18 protein-coding genes and 3 tRNA genes are annotated in these 19346 nt (G+C 53.8%); 20 read left to right on the top strand and 1 reads right to left on the bottom strand.

Features of this window, described 5'->3' with window-relative positions; genetic code table 11:
- Window positions 1–8: 8 nt before the first annotated feature.
- Both I4V53_RS01390 and I4V53_RS01385 read left to right on the top strand, forming a co-directional pair.
- A tRNA-Asp gene (locus tag I4V53_RS01390) sits at window positions 9–85 on the top strand.
- 5 nt (window positions 86–90) lie between these two features.
- A tRNA-Thr gene (locus tag I4V53_RS01385) sits at window positions 91–166 on the top strand.
- 376 nt (window positions 167–542) lie between these two features.
- On the opposite strand, the gene I4V53_RS01380 is transcribed toward I4V53_RS01385, so the two are convergent.
- Window positions 543–618: transfer RNA gene (locus I4V53_RS01380), tRNA-Ala, on the bottom strand.
- Window positions 619–851: 233 nt separating this feature from the next.
- Here I4V53_RS01380 and I4V53_RS01375 point away from each other — a divergent pair.
- The 18 genes from I4V53_RS01375 (at window position 852) to I4V53_RS01290 (ending at window position 19334) form a co-directional block, all read left to right on the top strand.
- Window positions 852–2114, top strand: a complete 1263-nt coding sequence (locus I4V53_RS01375; RefSeq protein ID WP_195983617.1) for an HlyC/CorC family transporter — start codon at window positions 852–854, stop codon at window positions 2112–2114.
- A gap of 87 nt (window positions 2115–2201) precedes the next feature.
- Entirely contained in the window at window positions 2202–3167 is a 966-nt protein-coding gene (locus tag I4V53_RS01370) for a glycosyltransferase family 2 protein (protein ID WP_195983616.1), read from the top strand.
- A gap of 81 nt (window positions 3168–3248) precedes the next feature.
- Window positions 3249–3599, top strand: coding sequence for a PadR family transcriptional regulator (locus tag I4V53_RS01365; RefSeq protein ID WP_195983615.1), 351 nt, complete (start codon window positions 3249–3251; stop codon window positions 3597–3599).
- Window positions 3596–4828, top strand: a complete 1233-nt coding sequence (locus I4V53_RS01360; protein WP_195983614.1) for a DUF4097 family beta strand repeat-containing protein — start codon at window positions 3596–3598, stop codon at window positions 4826–4828. The genes I4V53_RS01365 and I4V53_RS01360 overlap by 4 nt, the downstream gene beginning before the upstream one ends.
- 134 nt (window positions 4829–4962) lie before the next feature.
- A complete protein-coding gene (miaB, locus tag I4V53_RS01355) occupies window positions 4963–6327 on the top strand; it encodes a tRNA (N6-isopentenyl adenosine(37)-C2)-methylthiotransferase MiaB (RefSeq protein WP_502709348.1) in 1365 nt (454 codons plus the stop codon).
- A gap of 49 nt (window positions 6328–6376) precedes the next feature.
- A complete protein-coding gene (locus I4V53_RS01350) occupies window positions 6377–6781 on the top strand; it encodes a YlbF/YmcA family competence regulator (protein WP_195983612.1) in 405 nt (134 codons plus the stop codon).
- Window positions 6782–6895: 114 nt separating this feature from the next.
- Window positions 6896–9514, top strand: a complete 2619-nt coding sequence (mutS, locus tag I4V53_RS01345) for a DNA mismatch repair protein MutS (RefSeq protein WP_195983611.1) — start codon at window positions 6896–6898, stop codon at window positions 9512–9514.
- A 24-nt stretch (window positions 9515–9538) separates the two neighbouring features.
- Window positions 9539–11503 (top strand): DNA mismatch repair endonuclease MutL, encoded by a 1965-nt coding sequence (gene mutL / locus I4V53_RS01340; protein ID WP_195983610.1) that lies wholly within the window; start codon window positions 9539–9541, stop codon window positions 11501–11503.
- Window positions 11504–11535: 32 nt separating this feature from the next.
- Window positions 11536–12507 (top strand): tRNA (adenosine(37)-N6)-dimethylallyltransferase MiaA, encoded by a 972-nt coding sequence (gene miaA, locus I4V53_RS01335; protein WP_286166974.1) that lies wholly within the window; start codon window positions 11536–11538, stop codon window positions 12505–12507.
- Between the two features lie 13 nt (window positions 12508–12520).
- Window positions 12521–13900, top strand: a complete 1380-nt coding sequence (locus tag I4V53_RS01330; protein ID WP_195983609.1) for a biotin/lipoyl attachment domain-containing protein — start codon at window positions 12521–12523, stop codon at window positions 13898–13900.
- Window positions 13878–14609, top strand: a complete 732-nt coding sequence (locus tag I4V53_RS01325) for a YggS family pyridoxal phosphate-dependent enzyme (protein WP_195983608.1) — start codon at window positions 13878–13880, stop codon at window positions 14607–14609. Before I4V53_RS01330 ends, I4V53_RS01325 begins: the two co-directional genes overlap by 23 nt.
- A 62-nt stretch (window positions 14610–14671) precedes the next feature.
- Complete coding sequence (locus I4V53_RS01320) at window positions 14672–15154, top strand: cell division protein SepF (RefSeq protein ID WP_195983607.1); 483 nt, start codon at window positions 14672–14674, stop codon at window positions 15152–15154.
- Entirely contained in the window at window positions 15154–15912 is a 759-nt protein-coding gene (locus I4V53_RS01315; protein ID WP_195983606.1) for a YlmH family RNA-binding protein, read from the top strand. Before I4V53_RS01320 ends, I4V53_RS01315 begins: the two co-directional genes overlap by 1 nt.
- A 15-nt stretch (window positions 15913–15927) precedes the next feature.
- Window positions 15928–16587 (top strand): DivIVA domain-containing protein, encoded by a 660-nt coding sequence (locus I4V53_RS01310; protein ID WP_195983605.1) that lies wholly within the window; start codon window positions 15928–15930, stop codon window positions 16585–16587.
- Between the two features lie 111 nt (window positions 16588–16698).
- Window positions 16699–17196, top strand: coding sequence for a signal peptidase II (lspA, locus tag I4V53_RS01305; RefSeq protein WP_195983604.1), 498 nt, complete (start codon window positions 16699–16701; stop codon window positions 17194–17196).
- A gap of 46 nt (window positions 17197–17242) precedes the next feature.
- Window positions 17243–18124 (top strand): RluA family pseudouridine synthase, encoded by an 882-nt coding sequence (locus I4V53_RS01300; protein WP_195983654.1) that lies wholly within the window; start codon window positions 17243–17245, stop codon window positions 18122–18124.
- A complete protein-coding gene (locus I4V53_RS01295; RefSeq protein WP_195983603.1) occupies window positions 18125–18934 on the top strand; it encodes a Cof-type HAD-IIB family hydrolase in 810 nt (269 codons plus the stop codon).
- 22 nt (window positions 18935–18956) lie between these two features.
- Window positions 18957–19334, top strand: a complete 378-nt coding sequence (locus tag I4V53_RS01290) for a ComEA family DNA-binding protein (protein WP_207747803.1) — start codon at window positions 18957–18959, stop codon at window positions 19332–19334.
- The last annotated feature ends 12 nt before the right edge of the window (window positions 19335–19346 follow it).

Below are 19346 nucleotides of genomic sequence, written 5' to 3'. Positions count from 1 at the left end.
GCCAATACGGCTCGGTAGTTCAGCTGGTTAGAACGCTAGCCTGTCACGCTAGAGGTCGACGGTTCGATCCCGTTCCGAGTCGCCAATTTTGCTGCTATGGCTCAGTTGGCAGAGCACGTCCTTGGTAAGGACGAGGTCACGCGTTCGAATCGCGTTAGCAGCTCCATAAAAAGTCCAGTAACCGTGCAGGTTACTGGACTTTTTATTTTACTTGGACCTAATAAAGCCGTGAATAGGTGGCATCAAAAAAACTGTGTGCTGAAAAGAGACCGTGAAGAAGGAAAAATTCTGCTGGACAAAGAGGAAGAAAAGCATTTTCATCCTGTGGGCGAGCAGAAGAAGGGAAACAGCGTACAATACGGTATCCGGCCATTCCAATTGTAAAAACGTATTTTACATCCGATGTAAATTTGTGATATACAAGATGGATGCTTTATCTTGTTTGTTTTCAAATGGTATCCAGTTTGGTGGTGAACGCTTACGGCGATCAACCGGCGGATAAAAAGAAAAAGCCGAACTTCTTGTTAAAGAAGTTCGGCTTTTGGTGGAGCATAGCGGGATCGAACCGCTGACCTCTACACTGCCAGTGTAGCGCTCTCCCAGCTGAGCTAATGCCCCAAATTGATTTGCCGCGGAACAGCTTCATAATATTAGCACATATTTTGATAGAACGCAAGAGGTTTTTACAAAAAAATACCGCTATTTTATAGAAGAAAAGGATCACACGGTTTAGGCAACTCACAAAAACGATTGATCTTTCGTTTCTTAACAAGGAATGATTGAAAATCCCCTTGGACTCTGCTAAAATATATTTTTACAAACTTAAAATTCAGTAAATGAGGAGACGAAAAATGGAAGGTTCTGACATAGGAATATTGATTGGTATTTTGGTTTGTGTGTTATTTTCTGGCTTTTTTTCTGCTTCGGAAACAGCTTTTACAACACTGAACCGCATCCGTCTGAAAAATGCTGCGGAGGATGGGGACAGCAGGGCGGCCTTAACCCTTTCACTTGCCGAAAATTATGATAAGATGCTGTCGACGATCCTGATCGGCAATAACATTGTCAATATTGCAGGCGCTTCCCTGGCGACCATTATCTTCACCAGGTGGATGGGGGACCCGGGCGTCTCCGTTTCCACGGCGGTCATGACGATTGTGGTGCTGATTTTTGGCGAGATATCTCCTAAAAGCCTTGCGAAGGAAAACCCTGAGTCGTTTGCCAGGTTCAGCGCTCCTTTCCTGAGATTTCTGATGACCATTTTAACGCCCATCAATTTCCTGTTTTCACAGTGGAAGAGGCTGCTGAGCCGGCTGTTTAAAAAGAACACCGACAACCGGATGACGCAGGAGGAACTGAAAACCATTGTGGATGAGGCGCAGAACGAAGGCGGCATCGACGAGAAAAAGGGAGAGCTCATTCGCTCGGCGATTGAATTTGACGATTTGACCGCGGATGATATTCTGACACCCCGCGTCGATATTGTTGGCGTGGATGAGGAGTGTCCGTTTGTTGAAATAGCGGACATCTTTGTCCAGAATACCTATTCGCGCCTTCCGGTTTATTCGGATTCCATTGATAATATCATTGGAATGATCCATGAAAAGGACTATTTCAGCGCGCTGCACCACGGCGTCACCGACATTCAGCAGGTTTTGAAGAAGGTCCTTTATATCAGCAGTGGTATTAAAATTTCTGACCTGCTGCGCACGCTCCAGAAATCCAAATCCCATATGGCAATTGTCGTTGATGAATTCGGCGGCACGGAGGGACTGGTCACGATGGAAGACATCATTGAGGAGCTGGTCGGTGATATTTGGGATGAGCACGATGTGGTCATTGATTATTTTAAACAGATTGACGACAGGACGTACTTAATCAATTGCAGCGCGGACCTGCACGATTTGTTTGAAGAATTTGATCTGGGCGATTCCGACGATTTCGAGTCCTCCTCCGTGGGAGGCTGGGCGATGGAGCTTCTTGGAAAAATACCGGCGGTGGGGGATGCTTTTACATTTGAGGGTCTGCAAATTGTCGTTTCAAAAGCGACCTCGCATCATGCAACACAGCTGACTTTGAAGCTTCCGAAACAAGAAGAAAGCGAATCCGCCTAAAATCTTTGGCCCTTTTCACGCTATCATCTTTTAATAAATGTGCTATACTTACTCTTACCAAACCAATTTGCTGGCGGAGGTGGGCGGATGCAGACGCTAAGCTTATCCATTATACTTCCTGTGAAAAATGTGGAACAGGAGATCGGCGGGATTCTGCGGTCGGTTATCAGCCAGGTAAATGGAATAGAAACAGAATTCTTAATCGTTGATATGGGTTCCAGAGACAGTACGGTCCTGGAATGCGTTCAGTTTATTAAGGACGAAAAGCTCCGCGGCTTTGTGGTGCAAAATGGGGACGGCAGTGTTTCCGCCGCTTTAAACACGGGGATTCAAAAGGCGTCCGGAGATTACGTCACCTTTATCTTTGCACGCCGTTTGTATATGGATTTCCTCAAAGGCTATCTGGACACAGCCGCGCGCACGGACGCGGACTTTGTCTTTGGCAGCTTCAGCGAAGACGACGTCCGCACGGCGGAACGCCGGGCGCTCAGCAAGGCGGTGCAGAAACAGGATGGCCTGGAATATATGAAAACGGTCATCAACGGCGCCGTAAAAATCGACATCTCCGCAGTGCTGCTGCGAAAGAGCTTTCTGCGGGAGAAGGAGCTCTATTTCCACGAAGAATGCCGGTACGGCTATGTGGAGGAATTTGTATACCGCTGCCTGCTGCAGGCGCAGACCATTGTGCAGTCTCCTACGGTCCTGGCGCGCAATACTGTGTTTGAACTGAAACGGGGAAAGACAAAGCCGATCGGCAAAGATATTTTTGAAAAAGTGGAGGCGATGCTCCGCATAGGCCTGATCCTGCGGACCAGCTATAAACAGGATGCGGAACTGCTGGCGCTCTTTACTGATCAGGTGATCCCCAAAACCATTATGAATTGTGTGGATGTGCTATTGCGGGAAGGCAACGGCTACAACGCGATTCGTGGTCAGCTGCGGCTGTTGGAGTACGATAAGCTGCTGCTTTCCGGCCGTAAGACGGACAAGGCGCTCAAACGTCAGCTCCGTACCTGGAATCTGATCCCATGGATGTATAAATGCAAACCATAAAAAAGGCTGCTGAAATGGCAGCCTTTTCTTGACAGCATATACTATGCATTGTATAATATAAGCCAATGGGAGGTATATGCTTTGGACATTCAATTAAAGAAGGGCCTTTTGGAAGTCTGCGTGTTGGCGGCTGTGGATCAGGCGGACTCGTATGGTTACCAGATCATTAAGGATATTTCGGAATGTGTGGAAATTTCCGAATCGACGCTGTACCCCATTCTCCGCCGGCTGGAGGCAAACCGCTGCCTGGAAACCTATTCTCTCGCACACAACGGGAGGCTCCGTAAATACTACCGGACAACGGAGTTGGGAAAGCGCAGGCTGTACGATTTTTGCGAGGAGTGGAGAGAACTGGAGAAAATACACTGCTTTATAGAACAGGCCGGCCGGAAAGCGGCGGAACGTGCAATTAAGGAGGAGGAAAAGAGATGACAAGGGAAGCTTATTTTCAAACGCTGCGGAAATATCTGAAGAAACTGCCGGACGATGACCGGGAGAAAATTTTGGCGTTCTATCAGGAGATTGTAGAAGACAAGATAGAAAGCGGAATTCCGGAGGAACGGGCACTGGCGGACTTGGGTGATGTGCAGCAGCTGGCGCAGAAGATTCTTTCTGAGAATCCCAACCGGCGGCCCGGCGGAGCGAAACCCTTTCTTGTAGCGCTGGGGGTGACCGCGTTAATCCTTTTTCTGCTGACCGGTGTTTTCTATGCGAGCTTTCTTTTGCCGGGGAGAGGGGAAGAGCACCTTTCCGCTTCAAGCTTGGAGGTTTCCTCGGAACGGCCGTTTCTCAATTCCTCCGAACAGGAACAGGCGTCCAGACAGCCCGCGGCGACGGCAGATCCGATTGCTTCCGGCGTCAAAGAGACAAAAGAATTTGTGATTCCATTATCGGACGTCCGGGAGCTGAAACTCGATGTGCAGAACAAACAAATCCATTTGGAAGCGGTAGATGGAACGGAATTCCGCATCCAATACGAGACGGATGAAACACAGATTTATACGCTGCTCCAGGAAAAGCCCGGAGAATATGAGGTGAAGAATCAGGACCTCAGCAGGAATATCCCGTACGACGAGAATCGTGAAATATATCGGATTGCCGTCCAGGTTCCAAAGGCGTATGCTGGAAAGCTCAAGGCGGAAACCGGCAACGGGCATATTACAGCAAAGGAGCTGCAAAATCTGGAGGAGCTGGACTGTGAAGCGGTAAACGCGGAAATCGAGCTGGAAAAAATCTCCGCCCTGGAGGTTTCCGTTGAAACCAGCAACGGACGCGTTTCTGTAGAAACAGTACAGGCGGGGGCAAAGCTGGATGTAGAAACGAAAAACGGAGAGATTGAGCTGCGGTCCTGCACAGCGGATACAGTGGAGGTTGAAACCGAAAATGGGCAGATTTCCCTGCAATCGGTTGAGGCGCCCGTGAAGGCGGAGGTAAAAACCGTCAATGGAATGATTGTATTTACAGGCCTTCGTTCTCCGGACATCAGCCTGGAGACCCATAACGGTGCGATTGGCGGCAGCATACAGGGAAAAAAATCGGATTATCAGATACAAACCAGCAAGACCCTAGGCGTCAACAATCTGGAAAATAAGAGAGACGGTTCCAAAAAGCTGCGGGTGGAAACCCGCATCGGCGCAATCGATGTGACATTTGAAGAATAATCCGTGCTTCCCGCCGGTTCTGCCGGCGGGAAGTTTTTGCCTTGAAGGTTACCGCACAATATGGTATAATAACTCGAAAACGGTACAAGATGGGGGAGGCTAACTTTTTGGCAGAGATAACCCAGACTCAATATATGGAGGACGTTGCGCAGATCATGGCGATTCGGGCGCGCGGTTCCCAACCCATGGCCCTGGTGCGCACCTACGGATGCCAGCAGAATGTGGCGGATGGGGAAAAGATCAAAGGCCAGTTGGAGCAGATGGGGTTCGGCTTCACCGAAGAGGAAGAGGAAGCGGATTTCATCCTGTTCAACACCTGTGCGGTGCGTGAGCACGCGGAAGACCGGGTGTTTGGCAATGTCGGCGCGCTGAAAAACGTAAAACGCCGCCACCCGTCTTTGCTGGTGGCGCTCTGCGGCTGCATGATGGAGCAGGAACACGTGGCGGAGCGCATCAAAAAAAGCTTTCCGTATGTCAATCTGGTGTTTGGCACGCATGTGATTCACAAGCTGCCGGAGCTGTTGTTCCGGACGCTGACGGACGGCAGGCGGGTGTTTGAACGCGGAGACGACAGCGAGGATAAGCAGATTGTGGAGGGCCTGCCGGTTCATCGGGACGGCACGTTCCGCGCATGGTGCACGGTCATGTACGGCTGTGACAATTTCTGTTCTTACTGTGTGGTTCCCTACGTGCGCGGCCGGGAGCGCAGCCGGTCCTCACAGGCGATTTTGGAGGAGTTTACCGGCTTGGTGCGTGCGGGCTATAAGGATATTACGTTACTGGGACAGAACGTCAACTCTTACGGAAAACACTTGCAGGAGGATGTCAATTTTGCCAAACTGCTCCGCCTGCTGGACGAGGTAGAAGGCGATTACCGCATCCGTTTTATGACATCCCATCCGAAGGACGCAACCCGCGAGCTGATCGACACCATTGCGGCGGGGAAGCACATCAGCCATCATCTGCACCTTCCGTTTCAATCGGGCAACAACCGTGTGCTGAAAGAAATGAACCGCGGCTATACGCGGGAAAAATATCTGGACCTGATCCGCTATGCAAAGGAGAGGATTCCCGATCTTTCCCTGACTTCCGATATCATCGTCGGCTTTCCGGGGGAGACGTACAGCGAGTTTTTGGACACGGTCGATTTAATCCGTCAGGTGGAGTTCACCTCGCTTTACACCTTTATCTATTCGCCGCGCGTCGGCACGCGTGCCGCAAAGATGGAGGACCCGGTTCCGGCGGAAGAAAAATCCAAGTGGTTCCAGGAACTGTGCGCGGAGCAGGAGAAAATTGCCGCCCGCCGCTGCGCCTCCATGATCGGTACGGTACAGCGGGTGCTGGTGGAGGAGCAGAATGCCAAAACGGGGTTGCTGGCCGGCAGAACAGACGGCAATATTGTGGTGGACTTTCCGGGCGATCCGGCCCTGATCGGGACATTCGCAGACGTCAGCATTACAGAAGCCCGCAACTGGATCTTAAAGGGCGTACTTGCCTGAACATCCACAAGCGGAATCAAATATATGAAATACAGAATGGAGAAACAAAATGGATATTATTGAATTGACCAGAGAACTGGGAAAAGCCCTGCAGCAGGATGAAAGATATTTGCAGATGCGTGCGGTGAGCGCCACTTGCGATAGGGACGAGGAACTGCAAAACCTGATCGGCGAATTTAACCTCAAGCGCATTGCGATCAATAACGAAATGCAGAACGAGTCCCGCGACGAGCAAAAGCTGGAAAAACTCAATGGGGAACTCCGCCATGTGTATGCCCGCATCATGCAGAACGAGAATATGACTGCGTATAACCGCGCCAAAGAGGAGATGGACAAGCTTCTGAACCGCGTCAGTGCGATCATCAGCCAGAGTGCGGACGGCGAGGACCCGGAGACGGCGGACTATGTGGAGTCCTGCGGTGGAAATTGTTCCTCCTGCGGCGGCTGCCATTAATTTTTGCATAAAAAGCTTGTCCCGTGCGGATCAGCAGATAGAATGAGAACAAACGAAATCCCGCCGGATTTTTCCGGCGCGGATTGTTTCTTTTTGAAGGAGGAAGAGCGGCGCATGGCGAATTTATCCCCGATGATGCAGCAGTATTTTCAGATCAAGGAGCAGTATCCGAATACGCTGCTGTTTTTCCGCCTGGGCGACTTTTATGAAATGTTCTTTGATGATGCAAAGACAGCGTCCCGGGAGCTGGAGCTCACCCTGACCGGACGGGACTGCGGGCAGGAGGAGCGCGCGCCCATGTGCGGCGTTCCGTTCCACAGCGCGGAGACCTATATTGCCCGCCTGGTGGCCAAGGGATACAAAGTGGCCATCTGTGAGCAGATGGAGGACCCGGCGCTCGCAAAAGGCCTGGTCAAGCGCGACATCGTGCGCGTGATTACCCCCGGAACCGTGCTGGAAAGCAGCATGCTGGACGAGACAAAGAACAATTTCATCTGTTCCCTCTGCGCGGAGGAAAACCAGGCGGGTATCTGCTTTGCCGATATTTCCACCGGGGAGCTGCACGCGACGACGCTGGACAGTACGGAGCTGGAAGAGCAGCTGAAAAATGAACTTTCACGCTATTCTCCGCGGGAGATTCTGATCAATCCTGCGGCGCTCGCATACAAGGCGCTGCCGCCCTTTATCAGGGAACGCCTGTCTGCCAGCCTGGAGCTTTTGGAGAATAGCGCCTTTGAAAATGACGTCTGTACAGCGCTTGTTTTGGAGCAGTTTCAAAAAAGTGATCTGGAAGAGCTGGACCTGCGGGAAAGTCCGCTGGTAGTATGTGCGGTTGGCGCGTTGCTGCGTTATTTAAAGCAGACGCAGCGCACCGGGCTGGAGCGTATGACGCAGGTGGAGCTCTACAGCGGGGCGCAGTTTATGCGGCTGGACCTGAACGCACGCCGGAATTTGGAATTGCTCGAAACCATGCGCAACAAGGAAAAGCGCGGCTCGCTCCTGTGGGTGCTGGATAAAACGCGCACTGCGATGGGGAAACGGTTGATCCGGTCCTGGATTGAGCAGCCGCTGCTCAGCCCTGCACAGATCGGCCGGAGACAGAACGCGGTGGAAGAGCTGACAGAGGACGCCATTCTGCGGGACAGTCTGGCGGAGCAGCTCACCGGGATTCACGACCTGGAACGGTTGATGTCCCGTATCGTGTACGGTTCGGCCAATGGGCGGGAGCTTCGTTCCCTCTCAGCGGCAGCGGCAAAGCTGCCGGGCCTGAGGGCGCTTTTGCAGGAGGCGAAGTCGGGACTGCTGTCTGGCATTCATCATGCTATCGATCCTTTGAAGGATGTGCAGGATTTGATCGACCGCGCCATCGTGGACGACCCGCCGTTCTCCATCCGCGACGGCGGCATGATTCGCCCGGGGTACAGCGAGGAACTGGATTTGCTGAAGGGCGACATGAGCGACGGCAAGGGAATTATTGCGCAGATTGAAGCCAAGGAGCGCGAGCGAACGGGCATTCCCAAGCTGAAGGTCGGCTACAACCGCGTGTTTGGTTACTATATTGAAATCAGCAATTCCTATAAAGAACAGGCCCCGGCAGAGTACATACGCAAACAGACGCTGACCAATTGCGAGCGATTCATCACGCCGGAGCTCAAAGAGCTGGAGGGCCGCATTCTCGGCGCGCACGACCGGTCCGTACAGCTGGAGCACCAGCTCTTCGACGAGGTGCGCAAAACGGTTGCCGCGCAGCTGAACCGCGTACAGCAGACCGCGCAGGCAGTGGCAAAGCTGGACGTGCTGCTCTCCTTTGCGCAGGTTTCCGTCAAAAATGATTACACGCGCCCGGTGGTCAATCTGGACGGCAAGATTATTTTGAAGGAAAGCCGTCATCCGGTTGTAGAAGCCCTGCTGGACGCGCCGTTTGTTCCAAACGACGTGCAGCTGGACAAGGATGAAAACCGTGTGGCGATTATCACCGGCCCCAACATGGCGGGTAAATCCACTTACATGCGGCAGATTGCCTTAATTGCGGTGATGGCGCAGATCGGCTGTTTTGTGCCTGCCGCACATGCGGAGCTGGGCATTGTGGACAGCATCTTTACGCGCGTCGGCGCGTCGGACGACCTGGCCTCCGGGCAGTCGACCTTCATGGTGGAGATGACGGAGGTGGCGGAGATCATCCGGAACGCCACGGACAAAAGCCTGCTAATCCTCGACGAGATTGGACGCGGAACCTCCACCTATGACGGCATGAGCATCGCCCGCGCGGTACTGGAGTTTGTGGCGGATAAAAAGACCTTGGGGGCCAAGGCGCTGTTCGCCACGCATTACCACGAGCTGACTGCCCTGGAGGAACAGCTGGCAGGGGTAAAAAATTACAACATCGCCGTTAAAAAACGCGGCGACGACATCACCTTCCTGCGGCGCATTGTGCGCGGCGGTGCGGACGACAGCTTCGGCATTGAGGTGGCAAAACTGGCCGGCGTTCCCAACAAGGTGGTCGTGCGTGCCAAGCAGATACTGGCGGAGCTGGAGGGCGGGCAGGAGGTTTCCATGCCGAAGCGCCGCGGGAGAAAATCCGCTTTGGAGCAGGAGGATATGCAGCTGGCGCTGATCCCGCCGAACGAAACGGAAGTGATGGAACGGTTGCGCGCGCTGGACGTCAACACGCTGACGCCGATCGAGTGCATGAATACCCTGTTTGAATTGAGCCGTCTGGCCCATTCGTCTTAAATTTACGATACAAGGAGGTGCCGCATGGCAAAGATCCATGTTTTGGACAAGCATGTCGCAGAGCTGATTGCTGCAGGAGAGGTGGTGGAACGCCCCTCGTCCGTCATCAAGGAACTGGTGGAAAATGCAGTGGACGCGGGCGCGACGGTTTTGACAGTCGAAATTAAGAACGGCGGCACCACGTTTATGCGCGTGACGGACAACGGCTGCGGCATTGCGCGGGAGGACGTCCCCACGGCGTTTCTGCGCCACGCGACCAGCAAGGTGCGCGGACAGGACGACCTGGAAAAAATCGCGACGCTCGGTTTTCGCGGTGAGGCGCTGGCGTCCATCGCGGCGGTTTCCCGTGTGGAGCTGCTGACCCGGACGGCGGACGAACTGGCCGGGACGCGCTATGTGATCGCAGGCGGCGAAGAAGAGCTCTGCGAGGACGCCGGCTGTGCGCAGGGTACGACGTTTGTGGTGCGGGACATCTTTTTTAATACGCCCGCCCGCATGAAGTTTTTAAAAAAGGACGTGACGGAGGCAAATGCCATTGCAAGCGTCATGGACCGTTTGGCGCTGTCTCATCCGGAGGTGTCCGTCCGCATGATTCGAGACGGCAAGGAAACGCTGCACACCCCGGGCGACGGCAAGCTGAAATCCGCTGTCTACGCTGTGTTCGGCAAGGAGTTTACAAGTGGGCTGATGCCGGTCGAATACGCATACAACGGCGTATCGGTCTCCGGTTTTGTCAGTAAGCCGGCGGCGGCGCGCCCCAACCGCAGCATGCAGCATTTCTTTATCAACGGGCGGTATGTCAAAAGCCGCACCGCGATGGCGGCACTGGAAGAGGCGTTCAAGGGTTCTCTGATGGTTGGCAAAATGCCCGCGTGCGTGCTGCATCTGGAGATTCCGTACCAGTCGGTGGATGTCAATGTCCACCCGGCGAAAATTGAGGTTCGGTTTATCAACGAGCGCCCCATCTTTGACGCGGTCTATCACGGCGTCAAAACGGCGCTGAATCAGTGGGATTCCCCCAGTGTGATGAAATTGCACGCTTCGGCTCCGATTGCGCCGTTTCCGCAGACTAAAACGGAAGCGCAGACCGTCTTAACCCCGCAGAAACGGGAAACCGTTTCCATCAGTCAGGTGGAACCCATGCAACCGGAACGAAAGATTCCGACGGTGGAGGCGGAACGCTTCCGGCCGGCGCCTGTTCAGACAGATTGGACAGTGCGGGACAGCGGTGTTCCGTCTGGCCTGACCCACAGCTTTGGCGCTGACATCCGGAAGGCGGAGGTATCCGGGCCGGAGGAGGGAGAACAGCCGCCGGCACAGGACAAATCCGCAGGAGCTGACGCGGCGATGGAAACGCCGCCTGCGGCTTTGGAGAGAAAATCAGAGGCTGAGGCAGCTCCAACACCGATTGTACCGGAAAAGCCGCCTGCCAGGCTGGCAGGCGAAGCGTTTGGCACGTACATCCTGTTGGAACGGGGAGACGAGCTGGTTGTGATCGACAAGCATGCGGCGCATGAGCGCATGCTCTATGAAGAGTTGAAGGCGAACGGCGAACAGGCCCTGCCGCAGCTGCTGTTGCAGCCCATCCCGGTGACACTGGAAAAGAACGAATACGCGGCGGTGCTGAATGCGATGGATCTCTACGAAAAGGCCGGCTTTGAGCTGGAAGACTTTGGAGAAGGCACCGTTCTGGTGCGCAGCGCGCCGCTGATTTTGGGCGGCGAAGATGTGGCTGACGCGGTGATGGAAATTGCCGGCTACCTGCAGTCGTCCAAAAACGACCTGACCACAGAAAAGCTCGACTGGCTGTATCACAATGTGGCGTGCCGCGCGGCGGTGAAAGCCGGGGACGAAAGCCGCCCGGAGGAGCTTCTCGCATTGGCAGAGCGCTTGGAACAGAATCCCAATATACGCTACTGCCCGCACGGGCGTCCGGTGTCCATTGTGCTGAAAAAGCGCGATTTGGAAAAGCAGTTCGGCCGTATCTGACAGAATATGCAGCGATTGAGGTTATAATAGAAATGATGTCGATTCAGACGTTACCGAAACAGCAGAACATTCCCGTTGCGGCGGTGGTCGGTCCCACGGCGTCCGGCAAAAGCCGGTTGGCGGTGGAGCTCGCGCTGCGGTTTGACGGAGAGATCGTCTCTGCGGATTCCATGCAGATTTATAAAGGGATGGCGATTGGAACCGCAAAGCCGACAGAAAAAGAGATGCGCGGCGTGCCGCACCATCTGATCGATTTTGCCGATCCGGAGGAACCCTTTAGCGTGGCGGAATATGTGGAGCTGGCCGCGAAATGCGTCCGGGACATTTACGGACGGGGCAAGCTGCCGATTCTGGCTGGCGGGACAGGCCTGTACGTGCGCTCGTTTCTGCAGAATATCCAGTTTACCGAGGAGGAGCGCGACGACGCGTTCCGTGCACAGATGGCGGCCCGTGCGGAACGTGAGGGCGCGCAGGCCCTTTGGGACGAGCTGCGCCGGATCGACGCGGCGTCCGCATCGCGCATCCATCCCAATAACGTCGGGCGCGTGATTCGCTCTCTGGAAATCTATCACACGACGGGGAGAACCATGACGCAGCAGTTGGAAGCGTCCCGCCGCTTTACTTCCCCGTACAATGCCTGTATCATCGGGCTGGACTTTGCAGACCGGCAGGTTCTCTACGACCGCATCAATGCCCGGGTGGATGAGATGCTTGCGTTGGGCCTGGAGCAGGAGGCGCGCGAGGTCCTTGCGCAGAGTCCACAAACCGCAGCGCAGGCGATTGGTTACAAGGAATTCCTTCCCTGTTTTGCCGGAAATGGTACGTTGGAGGAAGCGGTGAATTCCATTAAGCAGGAAACCCGCCGCTATGCCAAACGGCAGCGCACCTGGTTCCGGCGCGATGAGGAGATCCATTGGATTCTGGCGGACGAGCATCCGGATTTTTCATCCGTCGCCGACGAGGCCGCGCGGGTTTTACACGCGTGGCTGGAAAACATCCGTTGAAAGGAGGCGTCCTGTGAACAGTCCCATGCTGAAGCGGCTGCTTTCCCTGTTTGTCGCTTTTTTGTTGTTTCTCTATATAGGCTACCAAATCTACAATGCCAATTACAGCTCTGTGCGGACGGAAACCGTCTACAGCAAAATGGAATCGGATACGATCCAGACCAGCGGCATCGCAGTGCGCGACGAAAGCCTGATTGAGCAGCCGGTCAACGGGGTAATCACCTACGTGGTGGAGGACGGAGGCCGGGTATTCAAAGGCGGCACAGTCGCCGTTACTTACGCCAACGACGCCGATGCAGCGGCGCAGCGGCAGCTGGAGGATCTGGACAATGAGATTGCCAAGCTGCAAAAGCTGAATTCGCCCGGCGATACATACGCGGCTAACCCGGACTCTCTGAACAAGCAGATTAACCAGCAGTTCACAGACCTGCTGATCGGTTCGCGCAAAAACGGCTTCAGCGAGCTTTCAGATAGCCGGGAACAGTTTTTGTATTTGCTCAATGAAAAACAGATCGTCACAGAAAAAGTGACGGATTTTAACGCCCGCATCAGTTCCCTGCAGGCGCAGCGGAATGCGTTGGCGGCTTCTCACGGCGCACAGACAGGCACGATTGCCTCGCCTGCATCCGGATATTTTATCAGCCGTCTGGACGGCTTTGAAGGCGTTTTTGACTATCAGAACATCAAGCAGATTACACCGGAGGAGGTGCGGGAAAAGGCCGCGCTGCAACCTGCTCCCTCCAATGCAGTGGGGAAAATCTGCGGGGAATTCAACTGGTATTTTGTGTGCGTGGTCGATGCGAATACCGCGTTGAAATTCCAGGAGAAAGCCAACCAGACCCGCTATGAAAGCAAGCTGGTGACGCTGTCCTTCCCGTTTGCGGCGGCCGCGCCGGTTCCCGCGGAAGTGGTCAAGGTAAACCAGAAGGACAAGGAATCCGATGCGGCGATCATCATGCGCTGTAATAATATGGACGCATCCCTGGCGCAGCTGCGCAATGAGACCGTGCAGATTCAGATCGAAGAGTACAGCGGCCTGCGCGTCAGCCAGAAGGCCATTCACTTTGAGACGATTACCAAAAAGACCAAGGACAAGGATGGCAACGACAACGGCGTCGTCACCAGAGAAGTTAAGGGTGTGTATGTCATGCATGGCAGCGAGCTGGAGTTCCGGCAGATTATTCCGCTGTACAGTACGAACAGCTATGTCATCTGCAAGTCGCTGACGGAGGACGAAGAAAAGGATATGGCCAGAAAGCCGTTTGTGCAGTATGAGGGGCAGGAAGCGCCTCAGGACCCGATGGAGGGCCTGTTCACCGATCAAACGGTGCATCTTTATGACGAGATCGTCGTGGAAGGGACGGATTTATATGATGGAAAAGTCGTCAAATGATCTGGAACGCCGGTTTCTGGACCTGGAGGAAAACCTGAAACGGATTCGGGAGAAAATCGCGGAGGCCGCGGTCCGGTCCGGCAGAAAGCCGGAGGAAATTACCCTGCTGGCCGCGACCAAAACCGTGCCGGTGGAGGTCATCAATCACGGGATCGAAATCGGTTTGGATCACATTGGGGAAAACCGTGTGCAGGAGTTGTGCGATAAATATGATTCTCTGCGCAAGGAGCAGACGGATGTGCAGTTTATCGGTCATTTGCAGACCAACAAAGTAAAATATTTAATTGGCAAAGTCAGTATGATTCAGTCTGTGGACAGCATGAAACTGGCAAAAGAGATTTCCCGCCTTTGTATGCAGAACAAATCGAATATACAGGTTTTGATTGAGGTAAATATTGGAAAAGAGGCTAATAAGTCCGGTGTGATGCCGGAGAAACTGCCGGAACTTATGGAAGAAATTGCCGTGTTTCCTGGTATTCAAGTGCGTGGATTGATGGCAATTCCACCGGCGGACGCCAATTCCATGGAAATGGACCGCTATTTTTCAAAGATGTCCGATTATTTTATTGACATGAAAGCCAAAAAAATAGATAATGTTACCATGGACTATTTGTCCATGGGGATGTCTGCCGATTATGCGCAGGCAATTTTGCGAGGCGCGAATATGGTACGCGTCGGATCTGCCCTGTTTGGGGCAAGGCAGTATTGATTTGTTTACTAAAAAATCGGCCGCCGTATGGAGACCGGGAGAATTTATAGGAGGCTAACTTTATGGCAGGACTGGTACAGAAATTCAAGAATATGTGGAATCCCCCGGACGATGAGTACGATTACGACTATGATTACGAGGATTCCGCGCAGGACAGCGCACCGCCGGAACGGGAAGAGCCGCGGGAGCGCGAAGTGCGCGATACCATTAAGCGCGCGCCGTCCAGTTCTTCCAACAACAAGGTAGTCAACATTCATGCAACCGCCCAGCTGCAGGTGGTTTTGTTCAAGCCGGAGCGCTTTGGCGAGGAGACCCGCGCGGTGGCGGACGAGCTTTTGAAAATGCACACCGTGGTTTTGAATCTGGAAAACACCGAGAAGAACGTATCCCGCAGGATCATCGATTTTCTCAGCGGCGTGGCGTATGCCAACGGCGGCAAGATTAAGCGCGTCGCGACCAGCACCTTTATCATCACGCCGTACAATGTGGATCTGACAGGGGACGACGTGCTCGACGAGCTGGAAAGCAACGGCGTGTACTTCTAATGGAAAAGCGCGCCGGAACAGAGGACGCGGTGCTGGAGGCAAAGCTGGAGGATGCCTGCCGCTTTGCCTCGAATGGCAGGCCGCATTTTATCGGTTTTCTGGATGAACGGCAGGCGGCGTTGGCAGAGCGGCAAATGCGCCGGGCCGGTTTTACAAACTATATGCTCTGGGGCGGAAACGACGAGGCGGAACGCGTCCTGTTTGGCGCGTTTCCCGACTACATGGAACCCGCCGCGGAGCTGTTTCCGATGGAGACGCTGACATTTTCCTACCGTACCTGCGATACCCTGACGCACCGCGACTTTCTGGGCGCGCTGTTGTCAAAAGGGATTGTGCGGGAAACGGTTGGAGACATTCTGGTGGAGCCGGGGCGCTCCGTCCTGTTTGTGCGGGAGGAAATCGCTCCCTTTTTGACACAGCAGGTTGATAAGATCGGGCGCGTCGGCGTGAGAATTTCACCCGGGGCGTCGTTGCCATATCCGGAGCCCCATGCATTTTCTCCGTTTTCCGGTGTGGTGGCGTCCGCACGGCTGGATTGTATCGCCGCGCTGGCTTTAGGGCTCAGCCGGGAGAAGGCTGCGGATTTGGTCCGCGCCGGTCTGGTTATGCTGAACCATGAGGTGCAGTCCTCCGCCTCGGCACAGGTGGCGGAGGGGGATAAGCTTTCGGTCCGCGGCAAAGGGCGGTACGTTCTGGACCGTCTCGGTCCCATGACAAAGAAGGGGCGGCTGAGCGTTGCAGGCAGGAAATATATATAATGGGAGGCTTCTTTTATGCTTACGCTGAATGACATTATCAATGTCACTTTTAGAAAAACAAAATTTTCTGGTTACCATCCCGACGATGTGGATGTTTTTGTCGATAAGGTGAAGGAATCCTACGACGAAATGATTCGTAAAAACATCGAGCAAAAGGAAGAGATGGAGAAGCAGAAGGAAGAATATGACCAGCTTCAGAAGAAGCTGGAGGTTTTGGCGGGCAAAATAGAAGACTACCGTCAGGAAGAAAACGAGATTAAAAACGCCCTTGTCAGCGCGCAGAAGCTGGGAGACGCTTCGGTTCGGGAAGCGCGCCATAAAGCGGAGATTATTATCAAGGATGCCACCTTAAAGGCGGAACGCATCATAGCCGGTGCGGATGAAAATGTCCTTGCACAGAAGCAGGAGCTGGACCTTCTCAAAAGGGAAACCGCCGCGTTCCGCGCGCAGCTGTTGGAAACCTATAAGCAGCATCTGACCCTGATCGATGCCATTCCGAATGAGCGTCCGCCGGAAATCAAGCTGACCAAGGAGCCGCAGGCAGTCGCGCCGCAGACGGAGGAGTCCGGTTTTCCGGACGATTTTCATGTGACGATCGCGAATTTTGACGAGGAGCAAACCTCCGCGAATTTGGATCCGTTTGCCCACGGCGGTGACACGGACGTTTTAGACTGAGCCGGGCGGCGTTCAGTAAAAATTTAGAAACGATAAAAGAAAGGGCGGGCGTAAGTTCGCTCTTTTTCCATACGAAGAAGCTATGCGCGGAGACGCGCAAAGGAGAATTTTATGACAGTGGTGATATCTTTGCTTTTAGCCGCCGTGGCCGTCGCTGCGGATCAGTGGATCAAGTGGCTTGTCACAACACAGCTGCAGCCGGTGGGCTCGGTTACGGCCATTCCGGGGTTTTTGGACTTTACCTACTTGGAAAACAGGGGAGCGGCATTCGGCATGCTTCCGGATCAGCGTTGGTTTTTTATTATTGTGACCGGGTTAATTACCCTTTTGTTGATCGCGGGGCTTTTTGTCTATAAAAAGCACAACTGGCTTTCATTGACGTCCTCCATTCTGATCATCGGCGGCGGGATTGGAAACCTGATCGACCGGCTGCTCTATGGGTATGTGATCGATTACATCCATGTTTCCTTCTTTCCTCCTATTTTTAATTTTGCCGATTGCTGTGTGACAGTGGGAACGGTTCTTTTGATGCTGTACATCCTGTTTTTCTCCGATCAGAAAGAGGGGAAAAGGCTGACTGCGAAGGATCCGTCCTCCGGAGGGCGTTGATTTGGCGGAAATAGTTGAAATTGCGGCGGCGCCAGACGATGTGGGAATGCGTATGGATAAATTTCTGGCGGAAAGGCTGGAAGACTGTACCCGTTCTGCAGTGGAGAAGCTGACAGAGCAGGGGATGATCCGTTGCGGCGAAAAACCGGTCGCAAAGAACTACAGGCTGCGTGTTGGGGATATCTTTTTTGTAACGCTGCCGGAACCCGTCGCGCTGGACGTGCGGCCGGAACATATTCCGCTGGATATTTGCTATGAAGACGGCGATCTGTTGGTGGTCGATAAGCCGAAGGGAATGGTGGTGCATCCGGCGGCGGGCCATTACAGCCATACGCTGGTCAATGCGCTGCTGGCGCACTGCGGAGATTCCCTGTCAGGCATCAACGGCGTCATTCGTCCCGGGATTGTCCACCGGATAGACAAGGATACCAGCGGCTTGCTGATTGTCGCAAAGAACGACTTTTCCCATCAAAAGCTGGCAGAACAAATTAAAGTGCACAGCTTTACGCGCGTTTATGAAGCGGTGGTCCACGGCAATTTAAAGGTGGACAGCGGGACGGTGGATGCGCCGATCGGCAGGCATCCGACGGACCGGAAGCGCATGGCGGTGACGGACCAGCACGCGCGCAACGCCGTTACGCATTACGAGGTGCTGGCGAGGTATGCAGGCTTTACCCATGTGCGGTTGAAGCTGGAGACCGGGCGTACGCACCAAATCCGCGTGCATATGGCATATATCGGTCATCCGGTGGCAGGAGACCCCGTCTACGGCCCGAAGAAGCCGGTCCCAAATCTGGACGGGCAGTGTTTGCATGCGCGCACCATCGGCTTTATTCATCCGCGCACGGAGGCGTATCTGGAGATCACCAGCAAACTGCCGGACTATTTTACCGCGTTTTTAAACAAACTGTCCGCGGGAGGTGTGTAGATGGATTTAAGTGGAGTCCTGTTGGTCAGCGATTTGGACGGCACGCTGATCGGTGAAAATTTTACAGTGCCGGAACGAAACCTCCGGGCGATTGAGCGCTTTCAGAAGGCAGGGGGCAGTTTTGCCATTGCAACTGGACGGTCAATTCTATCCGGCGGAAGATACGCGGAGACAATCCATCCCAAGGGGCTGTGTATCTGTCTAAATGGAACGATTCTGTATGATTATCAAAGACAAACGATTGTGTGGGACTGCCGTTTGGACCAGCACACAGCGGCCGCTTATATCCAAAAGTTTTACGACCGGTTCCCAACGGCGGGAATTGAATATTTTTGCGTTAAGACTATTCATATCCTGCGCAACAACGCATATGTGACGGAGCATTTAAACCATGAGAGTGTATCGTGGAGTGAGGGCCCGCCGATCGATGCAGACGAACCCTGGTATAAAGCGCTGTTTGCAGACGATCCGGACAGAAAGGATGAAATGGAGGCCTTTGCCAGAACTTTTTCACATGAGGATGTGCGGTTTGTTTCATCTTCTGAAAATTATCTGGAAATGCTTCCCGCGCAGGCCAGCAAGGGAAACGCCCTGCGAAAGATTGTGCAGACGGCCGGCTATGATTTAAAACAGGTCTATGCGATTGGAGACTACTACAACGATACGGAGCTTCTGGAGGCCGCGGGTGTGTCGGCTGTTCCGGAGAATGCGCCGGAGGACATGAAGCGGCGGGCCGACCTGGTGGTAGGGCATTGCTTCCAGGGAGCGGTGGCGGATTTGATCGAGGAGATTGAGTACAGGCATTCGTAAGAAGATAGGGCGGTGGAAGCGGTTGGAAGAGGAAAAGAAGCAGGTGCGGATCCTGATTGGAATCGCGGCGTTTCTCTGTGCGCTGATCATCGGCTACAATGCCTTTTATGTACCGGATATCCCTTTGCAAACTGAGGTGTGGACCGATGAAATGCCCGGCAGCAATGGCACGGAATCGTATGTCCCACAGAAGCCTGTTGAGAAAATCGATTTAAATTCGGCGACGGCGGCCGCGCTCGACACGCTGAATGGAATCGGTCCCGTTCTCGCCCAGCGGATCGTGGATTATCGCGAGGAATACGGCGGCTTTTACAGTGTGGAAGAATTGATGGAGGTAGATGGTATAGGGGAGAAGCTGTTTGAACAAATTAAGGACAGGGTAACGGTGTCGCCGCCGTAAAGCGCTTCAATA

Origin of the sequence: Clostridium sp. D33t1_170424_F3 (assembly GCF_015667585.1) — a bacterium.
Lineage (GTDB): Bacteria > Bacillota > Clostridia > Oscillospirales > Acutalibacteraceae > Anaeromassilibacillus.
This window is presented reverse-complemented; position numbering and strand designations above follow the sequence as displayed.